Origin of the sequence: Kordiimonas aestuarii, from assembly GCF_025574465.1 — a bacterium.
Classification (GTDB): domain Bacteria; phylum Pseudomonadota; class Alphaproteobacteria; order Sphingomonadales; family Kordiimonadaceae; genus Kordiimonas; species Kordiimonas aestuarii.
On sequence record NZ_JAOBPP010000019.1, the window covers coordinates 130941 to 147374 of the forward strand.

The following is a 16434-nucleotide window of genomic DNA, read 5'->3' on the forward strand; positions in this document are numbered from 1 at the left end:
GGTCCTTCAGGCGTCCAGCGGTTCAAGTGTGACGGGCAGGCCGTCCACCGGCTTGATCAGCGGCATGATCTGGAATTTCGTTTTATAGCCCTCAGGCACACGAATGTCGTAGTGCGGCAACAGGTGCGTCATGATAACCTTGGCCTGCATATAGGCAAAATGCAGCCCCAGGCACATATGCGCCCCGCCGCCAAACGGCACCCATGCAAACCGGTGGCGGTCCCGCGCGCCGCCTTCGGGCGAAAAGCGCATGGGGTCAAAGGCCATGGGATCGTCCCATACCGTGGCGTCACGGTGGGTAGCCACCATGCTGATACCGATCATGGTGCCCTTCGGGATCACATGGCCACCAAACTCAACGTCTCGCACCGTTTCGCGCGCAACCGCGGGCACGGGCGGGTTCAGTCTGAGGGCTTCCTTAAAGGCATATTCCGTCAGCGTAAGCTGGTTCATTTTGTCGTATGGTAGGCGGTCGTCGTTCAGCCCGAGCGCCTTCACCTCCGCCCGCAGCTTTTCCTGCCATTCGCGGTGGCGACCCAGTTCATAGACCAGGGTGGTAACCGAACTGGTGATGGTGTCATGGGCCGCCATCCACAGGAAGATCATGTGGTCGATGATTTCCTGGTCGGTAAAGGTATTGCCGTCGTCATCTTTTGCCTGGCAAAGTTGGGTGAAGATATCAGTCGCGCTGCTGGTGCGGCGCTCGGGAATCATTTTGCGCAGAAATTCCACCATGAAGGCGCGGCACTTTACCCCCTTGGCCATCAGGCTGCCGGGCAGGGGAATGCGAACCACACCAACGGAAGCGGCGACCATGTGGGTTAGCGCAGCATTAACCCGTTCGCTGTCTTCCCCCGGTTCAAGGCCAAGGAAAACGGTGGTGGCCATATCCAGCGACAGTTGTTTGATCGCGGGATAAAATTCGAAACTCTTTGCCTCGCCCCACACCTTGATGCGGGCAGGCATATCGTCGTTCAGCCGCTCCAGATAACCTTTCATCGGACCGCTTTTAAAGGCTGCGGCCATGATATGCCGGTGCGCCTTATGCTCGTCAAAGTCCATCAGCATCAGGCCGCGCGGAAACAAGCGGCCGAGAAAGGCATTCCAGCCTTTTTCGCTTGAGAAATTGCGCCCCTTGTCCATCAGGACAAATTCGTTTGCGTCTGGACCCATCAGGTTCACGGTGTCACGGAAGAAACTGTTTGAACGGTATATGTCACCGTAGGTTTCGCGCATGTAGCGCCCGAAACCAACCGGGTCGTTGATAACTCTCAGGGTTTGGCCAAGGATCGGCCAGCCCATTTCACCTGGGATGTCTTTGAGTTTGGCACGCTTCCCGTTCGTGCCACCTTCAGCAACCGCTGACATATATGTCCCCCAACAGTTGATGTGTAAAAACGGAACTAGCTAGTCCAGAAATAACTATAAGGCAGACCGGGCGCGAGTCAAACGGGCAATCGATGCAAGCTGAAGCTGTGAGACCGATTGCCTGAGGCCGGTTTAGTTTCCAAGTCAGGCCAGGAAGCTCAAAGCTGGCCTTTGCAACTTCTTCATCTCGTCGCAAATCTTTTCCTGACTGGCACTCAAAGCCATCGCTGCGCTTTTTCCGCATCGGGCTCTATGTCAGTGGACGGGGCGCGTTCTATGGCGCCACCGGGCAGGAGCTCACCAAAAAACACCTCCATGGCACGGTCTATGCCGCGTTGATAATGTGCTCGGGCGTTGCGGTTGCCACCAGCGGCACGGGTGAGACCGTGAGCACAAATTTCAAAGACGGGTTAACACCAAGGACGATATGCATGAACGCTTCAAAGTCCCTGATGATATCAGCGGTGTCATGATTGACAAACTGATGAGCAGTACTGTCAAATTCCCCCGCCGCACGCCATGATAGCTGGCACCAGGGGTCAGTGATTAACCTTCATCAGTTTGTGCGTGGCATCCCAAGGGGCATACGAGCAGCGTTCATTGCTCGCGCCTTCGGGCAGGTCGCCATAGTAAAAATCAATCGTCATAGCCGGTCGGGCAATGGCTTCACCCGCAACGATGAACGCCGAATACTTCCAGTCATCCAGCATGTCGGTGGCGTCAGCGTCGAAGCGGCCTTCGGGTTCAGCCGCCAGCACCTGGATATTTTCTACGGTGCCGTCGGGCGTAATGTCATAACCCATGCGGACATGCCCTTCGGTTTTCCAGCGCGCCGCCTTTTTCGGCATGATCAATTCCATGCACTGCTTGAGGCTTTGGTATGGATCTGCCGGGTCTCCGAGCGTCGAGGGCAGTTCCGGCAGGCTGGTATGTGTGCATTTCCGGCTGGGTGCCGGGCCGTAGGTGAAGGTGACAGTCACGTCCATGCGGGGCGCCAGCTCCCCGTCTTTGACATAGCCGAAATAGCGCCAGCGCCTGAGCGCCCGCACAACATAGTCATCCATCGTGCTTTCATGATCACCGGGCAGGATGCGAATGTTTTCCACCTCGCCGTCAGCGGTGATGTCGAAGACCGCATCAACGCTGCCTTTCAGGCGCTGGCGTTTCACGGCGTAAGACATACCAGGGTTGGTGCATGACGACATTTGCCATAGGGCGTTCCGGGGGGCGGTATCATCCCGTGCCTGCGCACTGGCGACCCCACTCCCGATGACGAGGACAAGGGCCGCGTGCCCAAGATGCCTGAGTTTCATTTTATTCCCCACGGTGTGTCTTTATAACAGGCGCAGTATAGAAACACGGTGCACCATTTCAAGAACGCAGTCTCTCCCGGTTTGGATATGGAGTGCGTAAAAGTCGCCATTTTCCCGGTGGCCGCTATTTCCTTGCTATTCCACGTGATTCGTGTTTTAAGCTGGCCCAAGCACTGCGCGAAGATGACGGCATCAATAAGCCGTTGGCGGTGACTTGCAAGAGCAATCGTCCGTATATAGTGAGACCGTTGCCATAAGAATTCGGTGCCTTTTGCACCATGGACCCGGCAGCTGATCTCCGCGAGCTTCCCATAAAAAAATAATATCGTTGCCTGGCATTGGCCGGGTACGCCGCTTGCAACGACAGATGAAAGCTTGATTTTGAAGCAATTTAATGAGCTTGGCCTCGCCGAGCCAATCCTTCGCGCCGTATCGGCGGAAGGTTACTCCACCCCCACCCCAATTCAGGCTGAGGTTATTCCCGCCATGCTGGAGGGGAAAGATATCATTGGTATCGCACAGACAGGGACCGGTAAAACCGCGTCATTTGTGCTGCCTCTCCTCAATAAAGTAGCGGCCAACAAACGTATCCCTCGGCCGAAAAGCTGTGGTGCGCTGATCCTGACCCCGACGCGTGAGCTGTCGGCGCAGATCGCGGACGGTATTTCCCGCTATGGCAAACACGTCAAACATCACGCAACTGTTGTGGTTGGCGGCGCCCGCCCCGGCCCGCAGGTGAAAGCGATGGCCCGTGGCCTGGATATTCTCGTGGCGACACCGGGCCGTCTGGAAGACCATATGCGCTCTGGCGCCATTCGCCTTGACGAGACAACAACGGTGATCCTCGACGAAGCCGACCAGATGCTTGACCTTGGCTTCATGCCCGCGATCCGCCGTATCATGGCGGCCTTGCCAAAGGCGCGCCAGACGGCGCTTTTGTCGGCCACCATGCCAAAGCAGATCCGTGCGCTGGCGCAGGATTTCCTCAATAACCCGCGTGAAATCTCCGTGACGCCGGTCTCAAAGCCGATTGAACGGATCGAACAAAGCGTGCGTCATATGTCCAAAGGGGACAAACGCGACGCGCTGGTGAAGATCCTCAAGGGCGATACGGTGGAACGCGCCATTGTGTTTACCCGTACCAAACACGGCGCCAACAAGGTTGCCCAGCATCTTGAAAAGTTCGGCATCCCTGCGGGCGCGATCCATGGCAACAAAAGCCAGAACCAGCGTGAACGCACTCTGGCGGATTTCCGCAAGGGCAGCGTGCCGATCCTCGTTGCCACCGATATTGCCGCTCGCGGCATTGATGTGGACGGGGTCTCCCACGTGGTGAACTTTGAACTGCCGAACGTGCCTGAGGTGTATGTACACCGTATTGGCCGCACGGCACGCGCAGGCAACAGCGGGATCGCGATCTCTCTGTGTGACGAGACAGAGCGCGCTTACCTGCGGGACATTGAAAGGCTGATCGGCCTAACCGTACCGGTTGATGGTGATGGCCCACAAGGCCCGGATCAGGCACCGGAACCCCGGGGTGCACGCGGCGGTAACGCCGGTCGTGGCGGGCAGGCACAAAGGTCAGGTCGTAGCCGCAACCGCAATGGTGGTGGCGAGGCGCGCCAGGCACGCGGGGGCGGCGAACGGGCTGGCGGACGCGGCACAGGCCGGGACAATGGTCGCCGGTCTGAAGCAAAGGGCGCGCGGACAGAAAACACCGCAGGTGGTGAACGCCAGGAACGTCAGGACGGCCAGAAACGCCCTGAGCGTCAGGCCCGTCCTGAACGCCAGGAGCGCCAAAACCGGCCAGATGCCCGTCCCGACCGCCAGGAGGCCAAATCCAATCGGCCACGCCGGGCGAAGCGGACAGGCGAAAATGCTCGTGGCAACGGTGAAAACCGACCACCACGCAAGGGTGAAGGCGATACCTCCAGCGCGGGCCTGGCTCGCATGCTGGGTAATATCGAACGCTCGCAAAGCAAGGTCCGCGGTCAGGAAAACGCCTGACACAAGGCCCCTTCGGGGCTGCGGAACCATTAAAGAATAAACCTGTGCCGGACTCCGGCGCGGGCACCCAGTTCCTGCAGCCTGAAAGGCCATGCAATGAAAAATATCACACCTTTTGCCAGTGGCGCCCGCGCGCTACTGGCCCTTTCCCTTTTTGCCCTGTCTTTTTTCTCCCTGTCCTTGACTGCCCCCGTTTCCGCGCAGCAGACGTCGGATGACATCCCGGCCAATGCAGTGGCGAGAAGCTATGGCAGCGGCTGGCAATGCGACCGGGGTTTCCGGCAGGACGGCAACGTCTGTAACAGGGTTGTTGTGCCCGACAATGGTTACGCAACCGACAGCGACTATGGCCGCATCTGGGATTGTCACCGCGGTTTTGTCGCGAAGGATGAAAGCTGTATTGCCATTCCAGTTCCCGCGAACGGCTATCTGAGTGCGTCTGGTGATCACTGGCGCTGTGACCGCGGCTATCGCCAGGTGGCAGAAGAATGCATCGCGGTGAAAATACCCGCACATGCATTTTTGACCGATACCGCCTTCGGCGCAGGCTGGCAGTGCGAGCGTGGGTTCAACAAACAAAATGATACGTGTGTTGCTGTCAATATACCGGCGCATGGATACCTTTCAGACACGGCCTATGGGCCGGGCTGGAAGTGTGACCGCGGGTATGCGGTTTCCGGCGCTAGCTGTGTGCAGGTCAAAGTGCCGGCTGACGGCTACCTGAATGCTGATGGCGACGGTTGGAAGTGCGACCGTGGCTACCGCCGGAAAGGGGATGCTTGCAACGCTGTGACGATGCCGGAGAATGCCCATCTGGATTATTCCGGGCAGGCCTGGGAATGCACCCGTCCCTATGTCAAGCAGGGTGAGCGTTGCGAACTGCGCTGATGCAGCAGGCGATAGGATTATCAACATCGGCGGCGCTCAGGCACCGCCGATGTTGTTTAGGAGGTGACGCTAGTTATTCAGCGCTGCCGTGGTGCTTTCTGGCAGCGGTGTATGCGTGCACTCCTTACCCTTTTCGGCCTCATTCGGACCAAAGGTGAAGGTCAGGGCGACGTCCTTGCGCCCCATCTCGACGCCGTCCTTCATATAGGCGAAGTAGCGCCAGCCGCGCATCGCGCTTTTGACATTTCTGTCCATCACGCCTTCGGGTACACTTTCCGTTATACGAATATTGTCCACCCGGCCATTGGGCAGCACATCATAAAGGACGGATACACGCCCCGAGATATTGTCCCGCCTGGCTTCATAGGCGAGGCGTGCGCCCTTACATCGTGACGCCAGCCAATAGCCGTTTGCCGGCTCATCTTCCGCGCTTGCGGATGCTGCTGGTAATGCAGCGGATACCCCCACCACTGCGCCAAATGTTAACAGTGTGGCTGCCACATGGCCGACAATGCAGCCACCAGCCACGGTACGCTTGAGCTTCGATACTGTGGATTGCATGGTGATCCCTTCCTCTTGAGAGAAATGTGTTCATGCTCCACTGTCGTGACGTAAGTTCCCCAAATGTGTCGGCTGCTCCCACTCAGCCTTGTTTGCCCCAAAGTTGGCGACGGCCCTGTGCGACCGTGCGTTGCGCAGCATAGTCCCAATGTGGAACAAACGCAACCGGGGCGCTTTCAGCTTTCACCAAAGCCGCCGCCGCCGGGGGTCTCGACCATGACCTTGCCGCCCGCCTCCAGAGTGACCTGATCCGCCGCCGCGAGCACGTGTTTTGTGCCGTCCTTGTGCCAGACGGTGGTGACGCCCGGCATGCCGCGCGCACCGCCCCCAAGACCTGGCGGCCCTTCGGCGCGGTGGCCGGAGAGGATGGCAAGTTCCATGTCTTCAAGGAAGCGGATTGTGCGGCGGGCACCATTGCCGCCATGCCAGCGGCCTTCGCCGCCGCTGCCCTCACGCACACCAAATTCCTCGATCAGTACCGGGTAGCGCCACTCCATGACCTCAGCGTCGGTCAGCCGGCTGTTGGTCATGTGGCTCTGGATCGCGTCGGTGCCGTCAAAACCGTTGCCAGCGCCGGTGCCGCCCGCGATGGTTTCATAATATTGGTATCTGTCGTTGCCGAAGGTCAGGTTGTTCATGGTGCCCTGCGCGCCAGCCATGGTGCGGGTGGCAAGGAACAGGGCGTTTGTGACAATCTGGCTGGTTTCCACGTTGCCAGCCACCACGGCGGCCCCAGCCTTCGGGTTCAACATACAGCCGTCCGGTACGGTAAGGCGGATCGGTTTCAGGCAGCCCGCATTCAAGGGGATATCCTCGCCCGTCAATGTGCGGAACACATAAAGCACCGCCGCCTTGGTCACAGCCAGCGGGGCATTGAAATTATTTGCCTGGGTAGTGCTGGTGCCGGTGAAATCAACGCTGACTTCACGGGTGTGCTGGTGCACAGTCAGCCGCACAGAGACCTCAGCACCGCAATCCATTTTGTAACGCGCTTCGCCGTCCTCAAGCTTGGCGATCACCCGGCGGACGGCTTCTTCGGCGTTGTCCTGCACATGCCCCATGTAGGCGGTGACCACATCGGCGCCAAATTCGCCCACAAGGCGTGCCACCTGTGCCGCACCGCGTTCATTGGCCGCGATCTGTGCCTTGAGATCCGCTAAATTCTGGCTGATGTTGCGGGCAGGATAGGGGCCTGACGCCAGTGCGGCTTTCACGTCCCTTTCCATGAAGTGGCCTTCCTTCACCAGATGGAAATTGGCGAAGCGGATGCCTTCTTCTTGAAGTGTTCTGGAGTGTGGAGGCATGGAGCCCGGGCTCAGTCCCCCGACATCGGCATGGTGCCCGCGCGAGGCAACATAAAAGCCGGGGGCTTTGTCCTGCTTTAAGAATACAGGCGTGACGACGGTGATGTCCGGCAGATGTGTGCCGCCTGCCATCGGATCATTGAGCATGAAAACATCGCCCGGTTTCATGGTGCCTTTGCGGGCATCCATGATCGCGCTTACACTTTCGCCCATGCTGCCAAGGTGCACTGGCATGTGGGGTGCGTTGGCAATGAGCTGGCCATCTGTATCGAATACCGCGCAGGAGAAATCCAGCCGTTCCTTCACATTCACACTATGTGCGGTTTTAGCCAGCACACCACCCATTTCTTCGGCGACCGACATGAAGAGATTATTGAAAATTTCCAGCATGATGGGGTCGACGCTGTCGGTATCAATGGCGGCTTGGGTCTTTTCCTGTGTCCGCGACAGCATCAAGGTGTCATCGGGGGACAGTTCCGCGCTCCAGCCCGGTTCCACAAGCGTGGTGCCGCCATTTTCAAGCACGATGGCGGGGCCGGTGATACTGTGCCCGGGCTGCAGGGCCGCGCGGTCATAAACACCGGCATCCTGCATCGCGCCATTTGCAAAAAAGCGGCGGGTGTGCGCAGCCTTTCTGTCCTTGCCGGGGGCGGTGATATTGAGTGCGGTGGTTGCGGCACCGCCAACGGCCTCGGCTTCAACGGCTTCCGCGATGATGGTCTGGTCTTTTTCGGTAAAGCCAAAGCTTTGCTGGTGGGCGGCTTCAAAAGCGGCGCGCATTTCTGATGCTTGGGCCAGTGGCACGCTGAGGGTTGTGTCTGTGCCCTGATACTTGAGCCGGACGGAGGTGTGCATATGCTGCCTCCGTTTTTCCACTCCCTGTGCGGTGAGGGCATCCGCCGCCCGCGTTGCCACATGGCCCGCCGCCCGGTTTATCGTGCCGGCATCTTCAAGCGGGCATTCCAGTGCCTGCTCCTCAATCACCCGCTGGTCGGCCAGCCCCATGCCAAGCGCGGACAAAACGCCGGAGAAAGGTGGTACGACAACTTTTGTAATGCCAAGCGCATCGGCGACAAGGCAGGCGTGCTGCCCGCCCGCCCCGCCAAAGGTCAGCAGGCCATATTTTTTGATGTCATGCCCGCGCATGACCGAAACCTTCTTGATGGCGCGCGCCATATGCTCAACCGCGACCCGCAGGAAACCCTCCGCCATCTCATAGATGCTCATGGTGATGCCGCTGTCGGCTTCAAGCTGGGATTGCAATTTCTTGAACCCCGCTGTGGCGGCGTCAAAATCAAGCGCGGCATCGCCCTTTTCGCCAAACACAGCCGGGAAAAGGTCAGGCTGAAGCTTACCCAACAGCACGTTGCAGTCCGTGACCGTGACCGGCCCGCCGCGTCCATAGGCAGCGGGACCGGGATAGGCGCCGGCGGATGCCGGGCCCACTTGAAAGCGGCCATCACGGACTGAGCAGATGGAGCCTCCACCGGCGGCGACGGTGTGGATATCCATCATCGGGACAGTCATGCGTACACCGGCGACAACCGTGTCGAAGACACGCTCATATTCCCCGGCATAGTGGCTGACATCGGTGGATGTGCCGCCCATGTCAAAGCCAATAAGGTGGGTGACGTCAGCGCGCGCGCCGCTTTTGGCCGCGCCGACAATGCCGCCTGCGGGGCCGGAGAGCACAGCATCCTTGCCCTCGAAAGCGTTTGCCGCCGCCAAGCCACCGTTTGACTGCATGAAATAAAGGGGTGTGTCGCCCACAGCACTTTGTACCTGATTTACATAGCGGCGCAGGATGGGCGACAGATAGGCATCCGCCACCGTGGTATCACCACGCGGCACCAGTTTCATCAGCGGGCTGACCTTGTGACTCATGGAAATCTGCGTGAAGCCGATATCTGCCGCGATCTCACCTGCGCGGGCTTCGTGGGCCGTGTGGCGATAGCCGTGCACAAAAGTAATGGCGACAGACCGCAGGCCTTTTCGATAGGCAGCCTCAAGGGCCGTGCGGCAGGCATCTTCATCAAGCGGGGTAAGCACCGTTCCGTCCGCCTGAAGGCGCTCGGTCGCTTCTACGATGTCTGAATACAGCGGTTCGGGGCGGGTGGGTTTCAGCGCAAACAGATCAGCCCGGTGTTGCTGACCAATCAGCAGCGCGTCCCGGAATCCTTTGGTGATCATCAGCAGGGTTGCTTCGCCGTCGCGCTCCAGCAGCGCGTTGGTGGCGACTGTTGTGCCCATCTTGATGGCGGCCACCTTGTCAGCCGGGAAGGGGGCGTCTAATGGTACATTCATGATGTCACGCATGGCGTGCACCGCCGCGTCGTCATACTGGCCCGGCGCTTCCGACAGGTATTTGTGGCTTGTCAGCGACCCGTCCGGGTGGCGGGCCACGATGTCCGTGAAAGTGCCGCCCCGGTCGATCCAGAATTCAAACATCAGGCTCCCCAAATTTGTTTAATTGTCCACCAACTATTCATCACCCGGCAGGCCGGCGACAAGGCCATTGTACCGCCGCCGCATATCGCTGCCCATGCCGGAGCAGAACCGCTTGGGGCCAAAGTCAGTCAGCAATGCGTCAAACAAGCCGCGCCGCCTGCCAATCTTGAACATGAAAACAGCGGTCGAGACATCGGCAAGCAGCACCAGCCGGTCGCCAACTCCCAGGGTTTTCATGGCTTCTGCCATCGTCTCGCCGGCGGGTGATTCGTCGATCAGTGTCGATATCTGCAATGTGGTTTGCGCGGCGATATTATTGAGGGTGCGGCCGTCCATGGCTTCGTCGTCGCAGATCAGGTTATAGGACATCACCTGCGACGCCTCTTCAAGCATATGGAAAGCAGCCTTGTCCCGGTTGGCGTTCAGATACTGCAAATGCTCTGCCGCCAGCAGGCGGACAAATTCGGCGCGGCGCAGCATGAAGCGCAAACCTTCGAGCTTTTGTTCTTGCTGCGTGCGGGCGTCGGGGGCGTTTTCTTGTTCTGCGTCCCGCGCAGTGGCACTCATGCCGGCGGAGAGCAAAAGCGCAACGCTGGCGATAACTGACTTGAATCGAAACATTTTTTTCTGACCGTTTTTATATTTCACTAGCGTTACATAGCATTGTTTACACCGGATGCACTATGCTAATGGGCCATTTGCATACCAGTCGCAACGGAGATACCCGCCATGACACCCGAGATATATATTGATGCAGATGCCTGCCCGGTAAAAGACGAGGCGCTGAAGGTGGCCTACCGGCATGACCTCGTATTGCACCTGGTCAGCAACCAGTGGCTGCGGCTTGAGGTCGGGGAGCGTATCAACAAGGTTGTCGTCAGTGATGGTTTCGACGCGGCGGACGACTGGATCGCCGAGCATGTACGCGAGGGCGACATATGTGTCACGGGGGACATTCCCCTGGCCGCGCGCTGTATCGAGGCAGGCGCCACCGTCCTTGGGCACAGCGGCAAGCCGTTCACCACGGAAAATATCGGCATGGCGCTGGCAATGCGGGAGCTGAAATCACAGCTTCGGGACATGGGCGAGGACCGGGGCTTCAACGCGTCATTTGCCGCGAAAGACCGGTCGCGGTTTTTATCAGCGCTTGAAGCTGCTGTGCAGCAGTCCTTCAAGCGCTGAAGGCTCCCTCAAGCCTTGATATCGATCTTCAAGCCCTTGCCACGGTCGGTGTGGAGGGCTTCAATTTTCACCTTGCTGCGCGGGACATCATCAAGATCAATCTTGATCTTTGATTCTGGCGCTTTTGTCGAAATGCGTGACGGTGCGATGTGCAGCGGGGACGGGGAGGAAATGCTCTCGATCATGGTTTTCTGACCTGTTCGCCGGTGAAGGTTTTATATGTTGCCGTTTACATGCCAGACCTATGGGCAAAGGGGAAGAGACGGTTAAAATTGTAGGGAAATTAAGCTGCCCCTTTGCGGCTTCGATAGTAGCGCGCCCCCGGCTACGGCTGCCTGTTTCCCCCTAGCATCCTGCGTGCGGGGATTGCCATTGTCGCTGAAAATTGCCAATGATACGGTGTCATTCCGGCATTGTTGCCATGCCGTGTCAGCGAAGGGACACTACCTGCAATATGAAGATGGGCAGCCATTTCTCGGTACGGGCGACACCACATGGGCGCTTTTCCACCGGCTGGACAGGGAAGACGCAGACCTTTACTCCGCCCACGTCTGGTGGGGGAGAAGACTGGGCACTGCTTATTGACGCGCTGGTGAAGTAAGCGGCAAGCTCTCGCGGTCACGGCGCGGGGGAGGGTTTATCTCAGTCAGGCAACCATTTTTGCAGGAAGGCGATACTGCTGCCGCCCATGACTTTTCGGATGTCGTCTTCGCTGATGCCGCGTTTGAGGAGGGCGGCGGTGATCGCAGGTGTATGGTCCGACGGCATGGCGGCGACAGCGCCGTCCCAGTCAGATCCCAAGGCAACATGGTCCGCGCCAACCAGTGCAATCCCATAGGCCAGCGAGTTGGCCACGGCCTCGGGCGTGGTGCCGCAAATCGCCTGATGCCAGAGGCCGACGGCAATCACGCCGCCTTTTGCCGCGATGGCTTTCATCAGGCGGTCCGGGAAATTGCGCTCGCTGTCGCAGGCGCCGCGAAATCCGGTATGGGACACCACAACAGGCCGCTTTGTCAGCGCAAGGGTGTCGCGCGCGGTTTGCACAGACGAATGAGCCAGGTCGATGATCATGCCAAGGTCGTCCATGCGGGTGACCACACTGCGGCCAAACTCCGTAAGGCCTGCTTTGGAGGTGCCATGCAGGGAGCCGCCAAGTTCATTGTCAAAAAAATGCGTCAGGCCAATCATGCGGAAGCCCGCGGCATACATCTTGTCAAGGTTCTCGATCCGGCCTTCAAGCGGGTGGCCACCTTCCGAGCCAAGCATAGCCCCAATGGGGGCGGTTGCAGCGCTGCCCTCACGGGCGGCCAGAAACGCCGCGAGTTCTGTTTTGGAGCGCACCCACATCAATCCACCGGCTGATTTTTTGATGAAGCCGTCCAGCTTTTCCGCCTGATAGAGCGCACGGGCGAGTAGACTGTTGTGGGTCGCGCCGGGCCAGAGTTGCAGGTAGCTCACGGCGGTGATGTTGTCGCTGGCGCTGTCATTTTCATGCACGTTCATGTCACGCGGCGTTTTGGTCACGGTCGTGAACATCTGCAGGCCGATACCGCCGTCGCGCAAGCGGGGCAGGTCAACATGACCGCGCTTGGCGCGTTCGAGAAGGTTGCGTTTCCACAGCATGGTATCAGCATGCCAGTCGGCGACGAGCAGGCTGTCATGAAATTCCTGTGCTTCCGCGCTGATCTGGTGGGGGCGGTGGTCGATGACGCGGTTCAGGCTGCGTTCCAGCATGCCGGGTCCGGCGGTGAAGGCCACGATAAGCAGAATAACAGCAAGAAGGGCAATGCCGCCCAATATTTTGATCAACCGGCTTTTCATGATCGTCTCCCCATCTCTTCCCCATCCCTGATAGTGATAGTGGGCGTGAAATCGGTATTGTCCAGTAAAAGCCAGATTTAAAAAAAAAAGGGGTGCCGGAAAGCACCCCTCAAGGACAGTTGTGAAACGCAGTCTGATTAAATTCCTGTTGGCTCCACGGCTTTTTGCGGACGCGGTGTTGGTGCCGGGCGTGGCTCGGGTACAGGCCGGGCACGCTTGACCGATGCCACACGCTCCCGCTCATAGTCGCTATCAATGCTTTGAACGGCATCGTTGTAGGCGTTGGTGATCTTCTCACTGCCCTTTGGCATCATGTGGCCCACTTCGCTAAGGGTCAGCGCTTTTTCGTAGTCGCTATCAATATCCTTGGCAGCATCGATGGCACTGAGCCACGCCTTTTCCGTCATCTTGCCATGTGAAATGAGCATTGAGATCGTCAGGCGGCGTTCATAATCGCTGTCGATCTTGTGCGCCACCTTATCGATCAGGGTTTCAGTTGCGTCCTCGGACTGCGTTATCTGCTCGACAAAGGCACCCACGAAAAGCCGTGTCTCATAGTCGCTGTCCAGCTGTTCGCTTGCAATGCGGGCCAGCTTCTCGATGTTCTTGGTGCTCAGCGTCTTGCCGGTCACGGCCTCGCTGAGGAGAAGGCGCATCTCATAGTCGCTGTCGATCTGATAAGCCACGTCAAGAAGCTCATTCATCATGTCATTGTCGAGATCTGTTTTGCCGAAGTAGGGCGACAGTAGCAGCCGGATTTCATAATCGCTGTCCATACGCTTTGCCAGGGCGATCAGCGTCTTCATGGTCTTCTTGTTGACACCGAACTTGTCGAGATACGGCGACAGCAGCAGGCGCAGTTCATAGTCGCTTTCGATATTCTCCGCCGCCTCGAGGATTTTTGGCATTACCTTGTCGCTCAGTTTTTCCTCCACCATCAGCGTGGTGAGTGCGAGACGCATCTCGTAGTCGCTCTCAAGCTTGGTGAGGCGGTCAACGAGCTGCATGGCCTCGCGTTCGCTCAGGTTTGCCTGTTCAACAAGGTTGGAGCTGTAGATGCGGGTGACATAGTCGCTATTGATGCGGTCCATCTCGCGCAGCACGCCTTTGACACCGTCGTCCTTAAGTATGCGGGCGACACGTTTGTCGGCATTCAGGCCCGTTTCGCGGATCAGGGTCAGCAGGGTGTTGGCAACCCATTCCTCACCGTCGCGGTCAAGCGCCGTTTTGTCGCCGTCAAGCCAGTAGGTGGTCTCAATACGGCCATCCTCACTTTCAAACCTGATACGGCGGCGCGGGCCGTCGCCCTTGGTTTGAAGTTCAAGCTCGCCGCCGTCGTCAACGCGTTTGATGCTGCGTTCGTCGTCTGTCAGCTCAAATTCACCGTCCCATTCAGCCTTGATGACACGATCATTGTTCACCCAGACCATGTTGCCGGAGACGTCACCGTCGTCATCATGTGTGATGCTGATACTGCGGCGGTCACCGTCGCTGTGCGCGCGCTCTTTACCGTCTTCGCTGGTAAAGCTGAAGCTGTTGTCGGTTACCTTAAGCGTGCCGCGAACGTTGCTGATGCCCATGGCGCGCAGTGTTTTACCGTTCACACCGCCTTCGTGGTGGCGGAGCTGTTCCTCGATGCGGTCGAGGTCCTGCTCGGCCTCGCCCGCCAAGGCGGCCTTGATTTCTGCTTTACGGGCACGCCTCTCCGCGTTTTTTCTCTCGCGTTCTGCAATGCGCATTTCTCGTTGCAGTTTCTTGGGTTCTTCACTGTGATCGCTATCCAGCGCCCAGTTGGAATCGGCGTCCACGGATTCCACGGTCCAGTCACCACCCAGGGCGCGTTCAGCGGTCATGGCTTCGGCAAACTGGATCGAGGGCAGGCCAAGGGCCAACACCACCATGCCAGCCGTCAGGCCACCCTTGGCGGCAATGCCCGCATTTTTAAACGGTAGGCGTTCGGCACCGATAAGGCGCTCCACGCGTGTTTTCAGCATGGATTTATTTCCAGCCATTGCTAATCCCCATTGTATCTGTCGATTTTCTTGTATTCTGGTCGCACAGGTAAAAAGAGCAGTAGCGACGGCTCTTGCGTCCGCCAGTTGCTTTGCTGCCCACTCGTCCGCGGCAAGTTCCGCGATATCTGTCAGCCGCTTGCGCGCCAGTATGAACATCGGCTGAAAGAAGAACAGTCGGGATAACATCTGCAGCGCCATCAGCATAAGCGGATCGCGGCGAACCATATGGCCGATCTCATGTGCCAGAAGGCTTTTAAGCTCCTCATGCGGCAGGTCATCGAAGGCCCAGTCTGGCAGGCAGATCTCGCGCCGTGGCAGGCAGATCGGGCTTTTGATATCGCTTGAACGGCTGAGGTAGGGCACATGGCGGATATCCACCTGGGTGCAGATTTCCCTTAAGGTCTGGTTGGCTTTGTGTTCAGCATCCACACGGGTGCGGCTGCCGAGATCCTTGACCGCAAGACGGTAGGCAAAGGCAAGCGCGCCGGTGGCCATGAGGGCGACAAGCCCCCACAAAAGCGCTGTGATCTGTTTGGTGCTCAGGTCCGCAACACCGGCGAGCAAGCTTGTGCTTGTTGTTTCCTCGCTGTCGGCCTCGGGCATGAATGGCTCGGTGCCGGTGACCTTTTTGGTCGTGGTGTTATCTCGCGTGCTTGTCTCACGCGGCGTTGCGGATGTTAGTATCTCTACTTCTCCAGTCCGTATCTCTGTCGGGGCGGTGATGGTGACAGAGGGCGGTGTACCGACGCCTATACCGGCCGTGTTTTCAAACTCGTGCACCGGGATGTCGTTATCGGGAATCGTGTGTTGCCTGATATTGCGGTGCGCTCCCATGGTGGAGAGCGGGCGTCCTTCTTCAAGCTGCTGCACAATCTGTGCGGCGCCGGTGTGCTCAATGGTAATCGGGCCCGAGAGCCAGTTTCCAACAGGCAAAAGCGCGACAAAGGAGCCCGCGATGGCGAGCTTCCAGGCAAGTTCCGCAAGGTCAGGCGTGTTGATCAGCCTGATCTTCTCGGCCAACCACACAGCCCCCATCAGCACGGTGCTGGCAATGATGAATTTGATGAAAAGCTCCACGAGTGGCATGTCAGCGATAAAATCAAACATCAGCTTTTATCCTTTTCAAGCAGCGCCTGTACGTCGCTGAGGTCACCTTCGTCAAAGTCGCCCTCGCGTACCAGATGGGCCAGAAGCGCCTTGCTGTCCCCTTTGAACAGGGTGGACACCAGCGACGTGACCATGGAACGTTTTACGTCGCGCTCGTCAATCTCGGCACGGTAGATGCGCTCCCGTCCACGGGGCTCGGATGACAGCACGCCTTTTTTCTCAAGCCGGGACAAGACCGTGCCAACGGTTGTATGGGCAAGCGACAGGTCATCAAGCGCCTGCTGCACGTCCTTTGCGGAGCCTTCGCCAAGCTGCCACAGAACCTGAACGATCTGATACTGCTGGTCGCTGAGTTTGATATTGCCTGCCATCGTCAAAACCTTTTCTACTACATGTGTAGAAGTTAGTTACTACAGCTGT

Annotated in this window: 14 protein-coding genes; 4 read left to right on the forward strand and 10 right to left on the reverse strand. The window is 58.3% G+C overall.

Annotated features, from left to right (window positions below; all coding sequences use genetic code 11):
• Nucleotides 1–6: 6 nt before the first annotated feature.
• The 3 genes from OEU85_RS08040 to OEU85_RS08045 form a co-directional block, all read right to left on the reverse strand.
• Complete coding sequence (locus tag OEU85_RS08040) at nt 7–1368, reverse strand: cytochrome P450 (protein ID WP_262690958.1); 1362 nt, start codon at nt 1366–1368, stop codon at nt 7–9.
• 325 nt (nt 1369–1693) lie between these two features.
• Entirely contained in the window at nt 1694–1915 is a 222-nt protein-coding gene (locus OEU85_RS18615) for a GSCFA domain-containing protein (RefSeq protein ID WP_394805401.1), read from the reverse strand.
• Nucleotides 1908–2681 carry an energy transducer TonB gene (locus OEU85_RS08045; RefSeq protein ID WP_262690959.1) on the reverse strand — a complete coding sequence of 258 codons (774 nt, stop codon included), beginning with the start codon at nt 2679–2681 and terminating at the stop codon, nt 1908–1910. Before OEU85_RS08045 ends, OEU85_RS18615 begins: the two co-directional genes overlap by 8 nt.
• Nucleotides 2682–3062: 381 nt before the next feature.
• Here OEU85_RS08045 and OEU85_RS08050 point away from each other — a divergent pair, with 381 nt between their 5' ends.
• Nucleotides 3063–4688: a DEAD/DEAH box helicase gene (locus tag OEU85_RS08050; RefSeq protein WP_262690960.1), complete on the forward strand. Its 1626-nt coding sequence runs from the start codon at nt 3063–3065 to the stop codon at nt 4686–4688.
• A 96-nt stretch (nt 4689–4784) separates the two neighbouring features.
• A complete protein-coding gene (locus tag OEU85_RS08055) occupies nt 4785–5576 on the forward strand; it encodes a hypothetical protein (protein ID WP_262690961.1) in 792 nt (263 codons plus the stop codon).
• A gap of 69 nt (nt 5577–5645) precedes the next feature.
• On the opposite strand, the gene OEU85_RS08060 is transcribed toward OEU85_RS08055, so the two are convergent.
• The 3 genes from OEU85_RS08060 to OEU85_RS08070 form a co-directional block, all read right to left on the reverse strand.
• A complete protein-coding gene (locus OEU85_RS08060) occupies nt 5646–6137 on the reverse strand; it encodes an energy transducer TonB (RefSeq protein ID WP_262690962.1) in 492 nt (163 codons plus the stop codon).
• 176 nt (nt 6138–6313) lie between these two features.
• A complete protein-coding gene (locus OEU85_RS08065) occupies nt 6314–9889 on the reverse strand; it encodes a hydantoinase B/oxoprolinase family protein (protein ID WP_262690963.1) in 3576 nt (1191 codons plus the stop codon).
• 33 nt (nt 9890–9922) lie between these two features.
• Entirely contained in the window at nt 9923–10510 is a 588-nt protein-coding gene (locus OEU85_RS08070; RefSeq protein ID WP_262690964.1) for a hypothetical protein, read from the reverse strand.
• Nucleotides 10511–10618: 108 nt separating this feature from the next.
• On the opposite strand from OEU85_RS08070, the gene OEU85_RS08075 reads away from it, so the two are divergent.
• The gene (locus OEU85_RS08075; RefSeq protein ID WP_262690965.1) at nt 10619–11071 is read left to right on the forward strand and encodes a YaiI/YqxD family protein; all 453 of its coding nucleotides are present in this window, start codon (nt 10619–10621) and stop codon (nt 11069–11071) included.
• An 8-nt stretch (nt 11072–11079) separates the two neighbouring features.
• On the opposite strand, the gene OEU85_RS08080 is transcribed toward OEU85_RS08075, so the two are convergent.
• Nucleotides 11080–11256, reverse strand: a complete 177-nt coding sequence (locus OEU85_RS08080) for a hypothetical protein (protein WP_262690966.1) — start codon at nt 11254–11256, stop codon at nt 11080–11082.
• A 187-nt stretch (nt 11257–11443) separates the two neighbouring features.
• Here OEU85_RS08080 and OEU85_RS08085 point away from each other — a divergent pair, with 187 nt between their 5' ends.
• Nucleotides 11444–11656 (forward strand): apiosidase-like domain-containing protein, encoded by a 213-nt coding sequence (locus OEU85_RS08085; RefSeq protein ID WP_262690967.1) that lies wholly within the window; start codon nt 11444–11446, stop codon nt 11654–11656.
• Nucleotides 11657–11713: 57 nt separating this feature from the next.
• On the opposite strand, the gene OEU85_RS08090 is transcribed toward OEU85_RS08085, so the two are convergent.
• The 3 genes from OEU85_RS08090 to OEU85_RS08100 all read right to left on the reverse strand — a co-directional run bounded on the left by OEU85_RS08090 (nt 11714) and on the right by OEU85_RS08100 (nt 16385).
• Nucleotides 11714–12892: a dipeptidase gene (locus tag OEU85_RS08090; protein ID WP_262690968.1), complete on the reverse strand. Its 1179-nt coding sequence runs from the start codon at nt 12890–12892 to the stop codon at nt 11714–11716.
• A gap of 137 nt (nt 12893–13029) precedes the next feature.
• Complete coding sequence (locus tag OEU85_RS08095; protein WP_262690969.1) at nt 13030–16014, reverse strand: M56 family metallopeptidase; 2985 nt, start codon at nt 16012–16014, stop codon at nt 13030–13032.
• On the reverse strand, nt 16014–16385 hold the full coding sequence (locus tag OEU85_RS08100; RefSeq protein WP_262690970.1) for a BlaI/MecI/CopY family transcriptional regulator: 372 nt from the start codon (nt 16383–16385) through the stop codon (nt 16014–16016). The genes OEU85_RS08095 and OEU85_RS08100 overlap by 1 nt, the downstream gene beginning before the upstream one ends.
• Nucleotides 16386–16434: the final 49 nt, after the last annotated feature.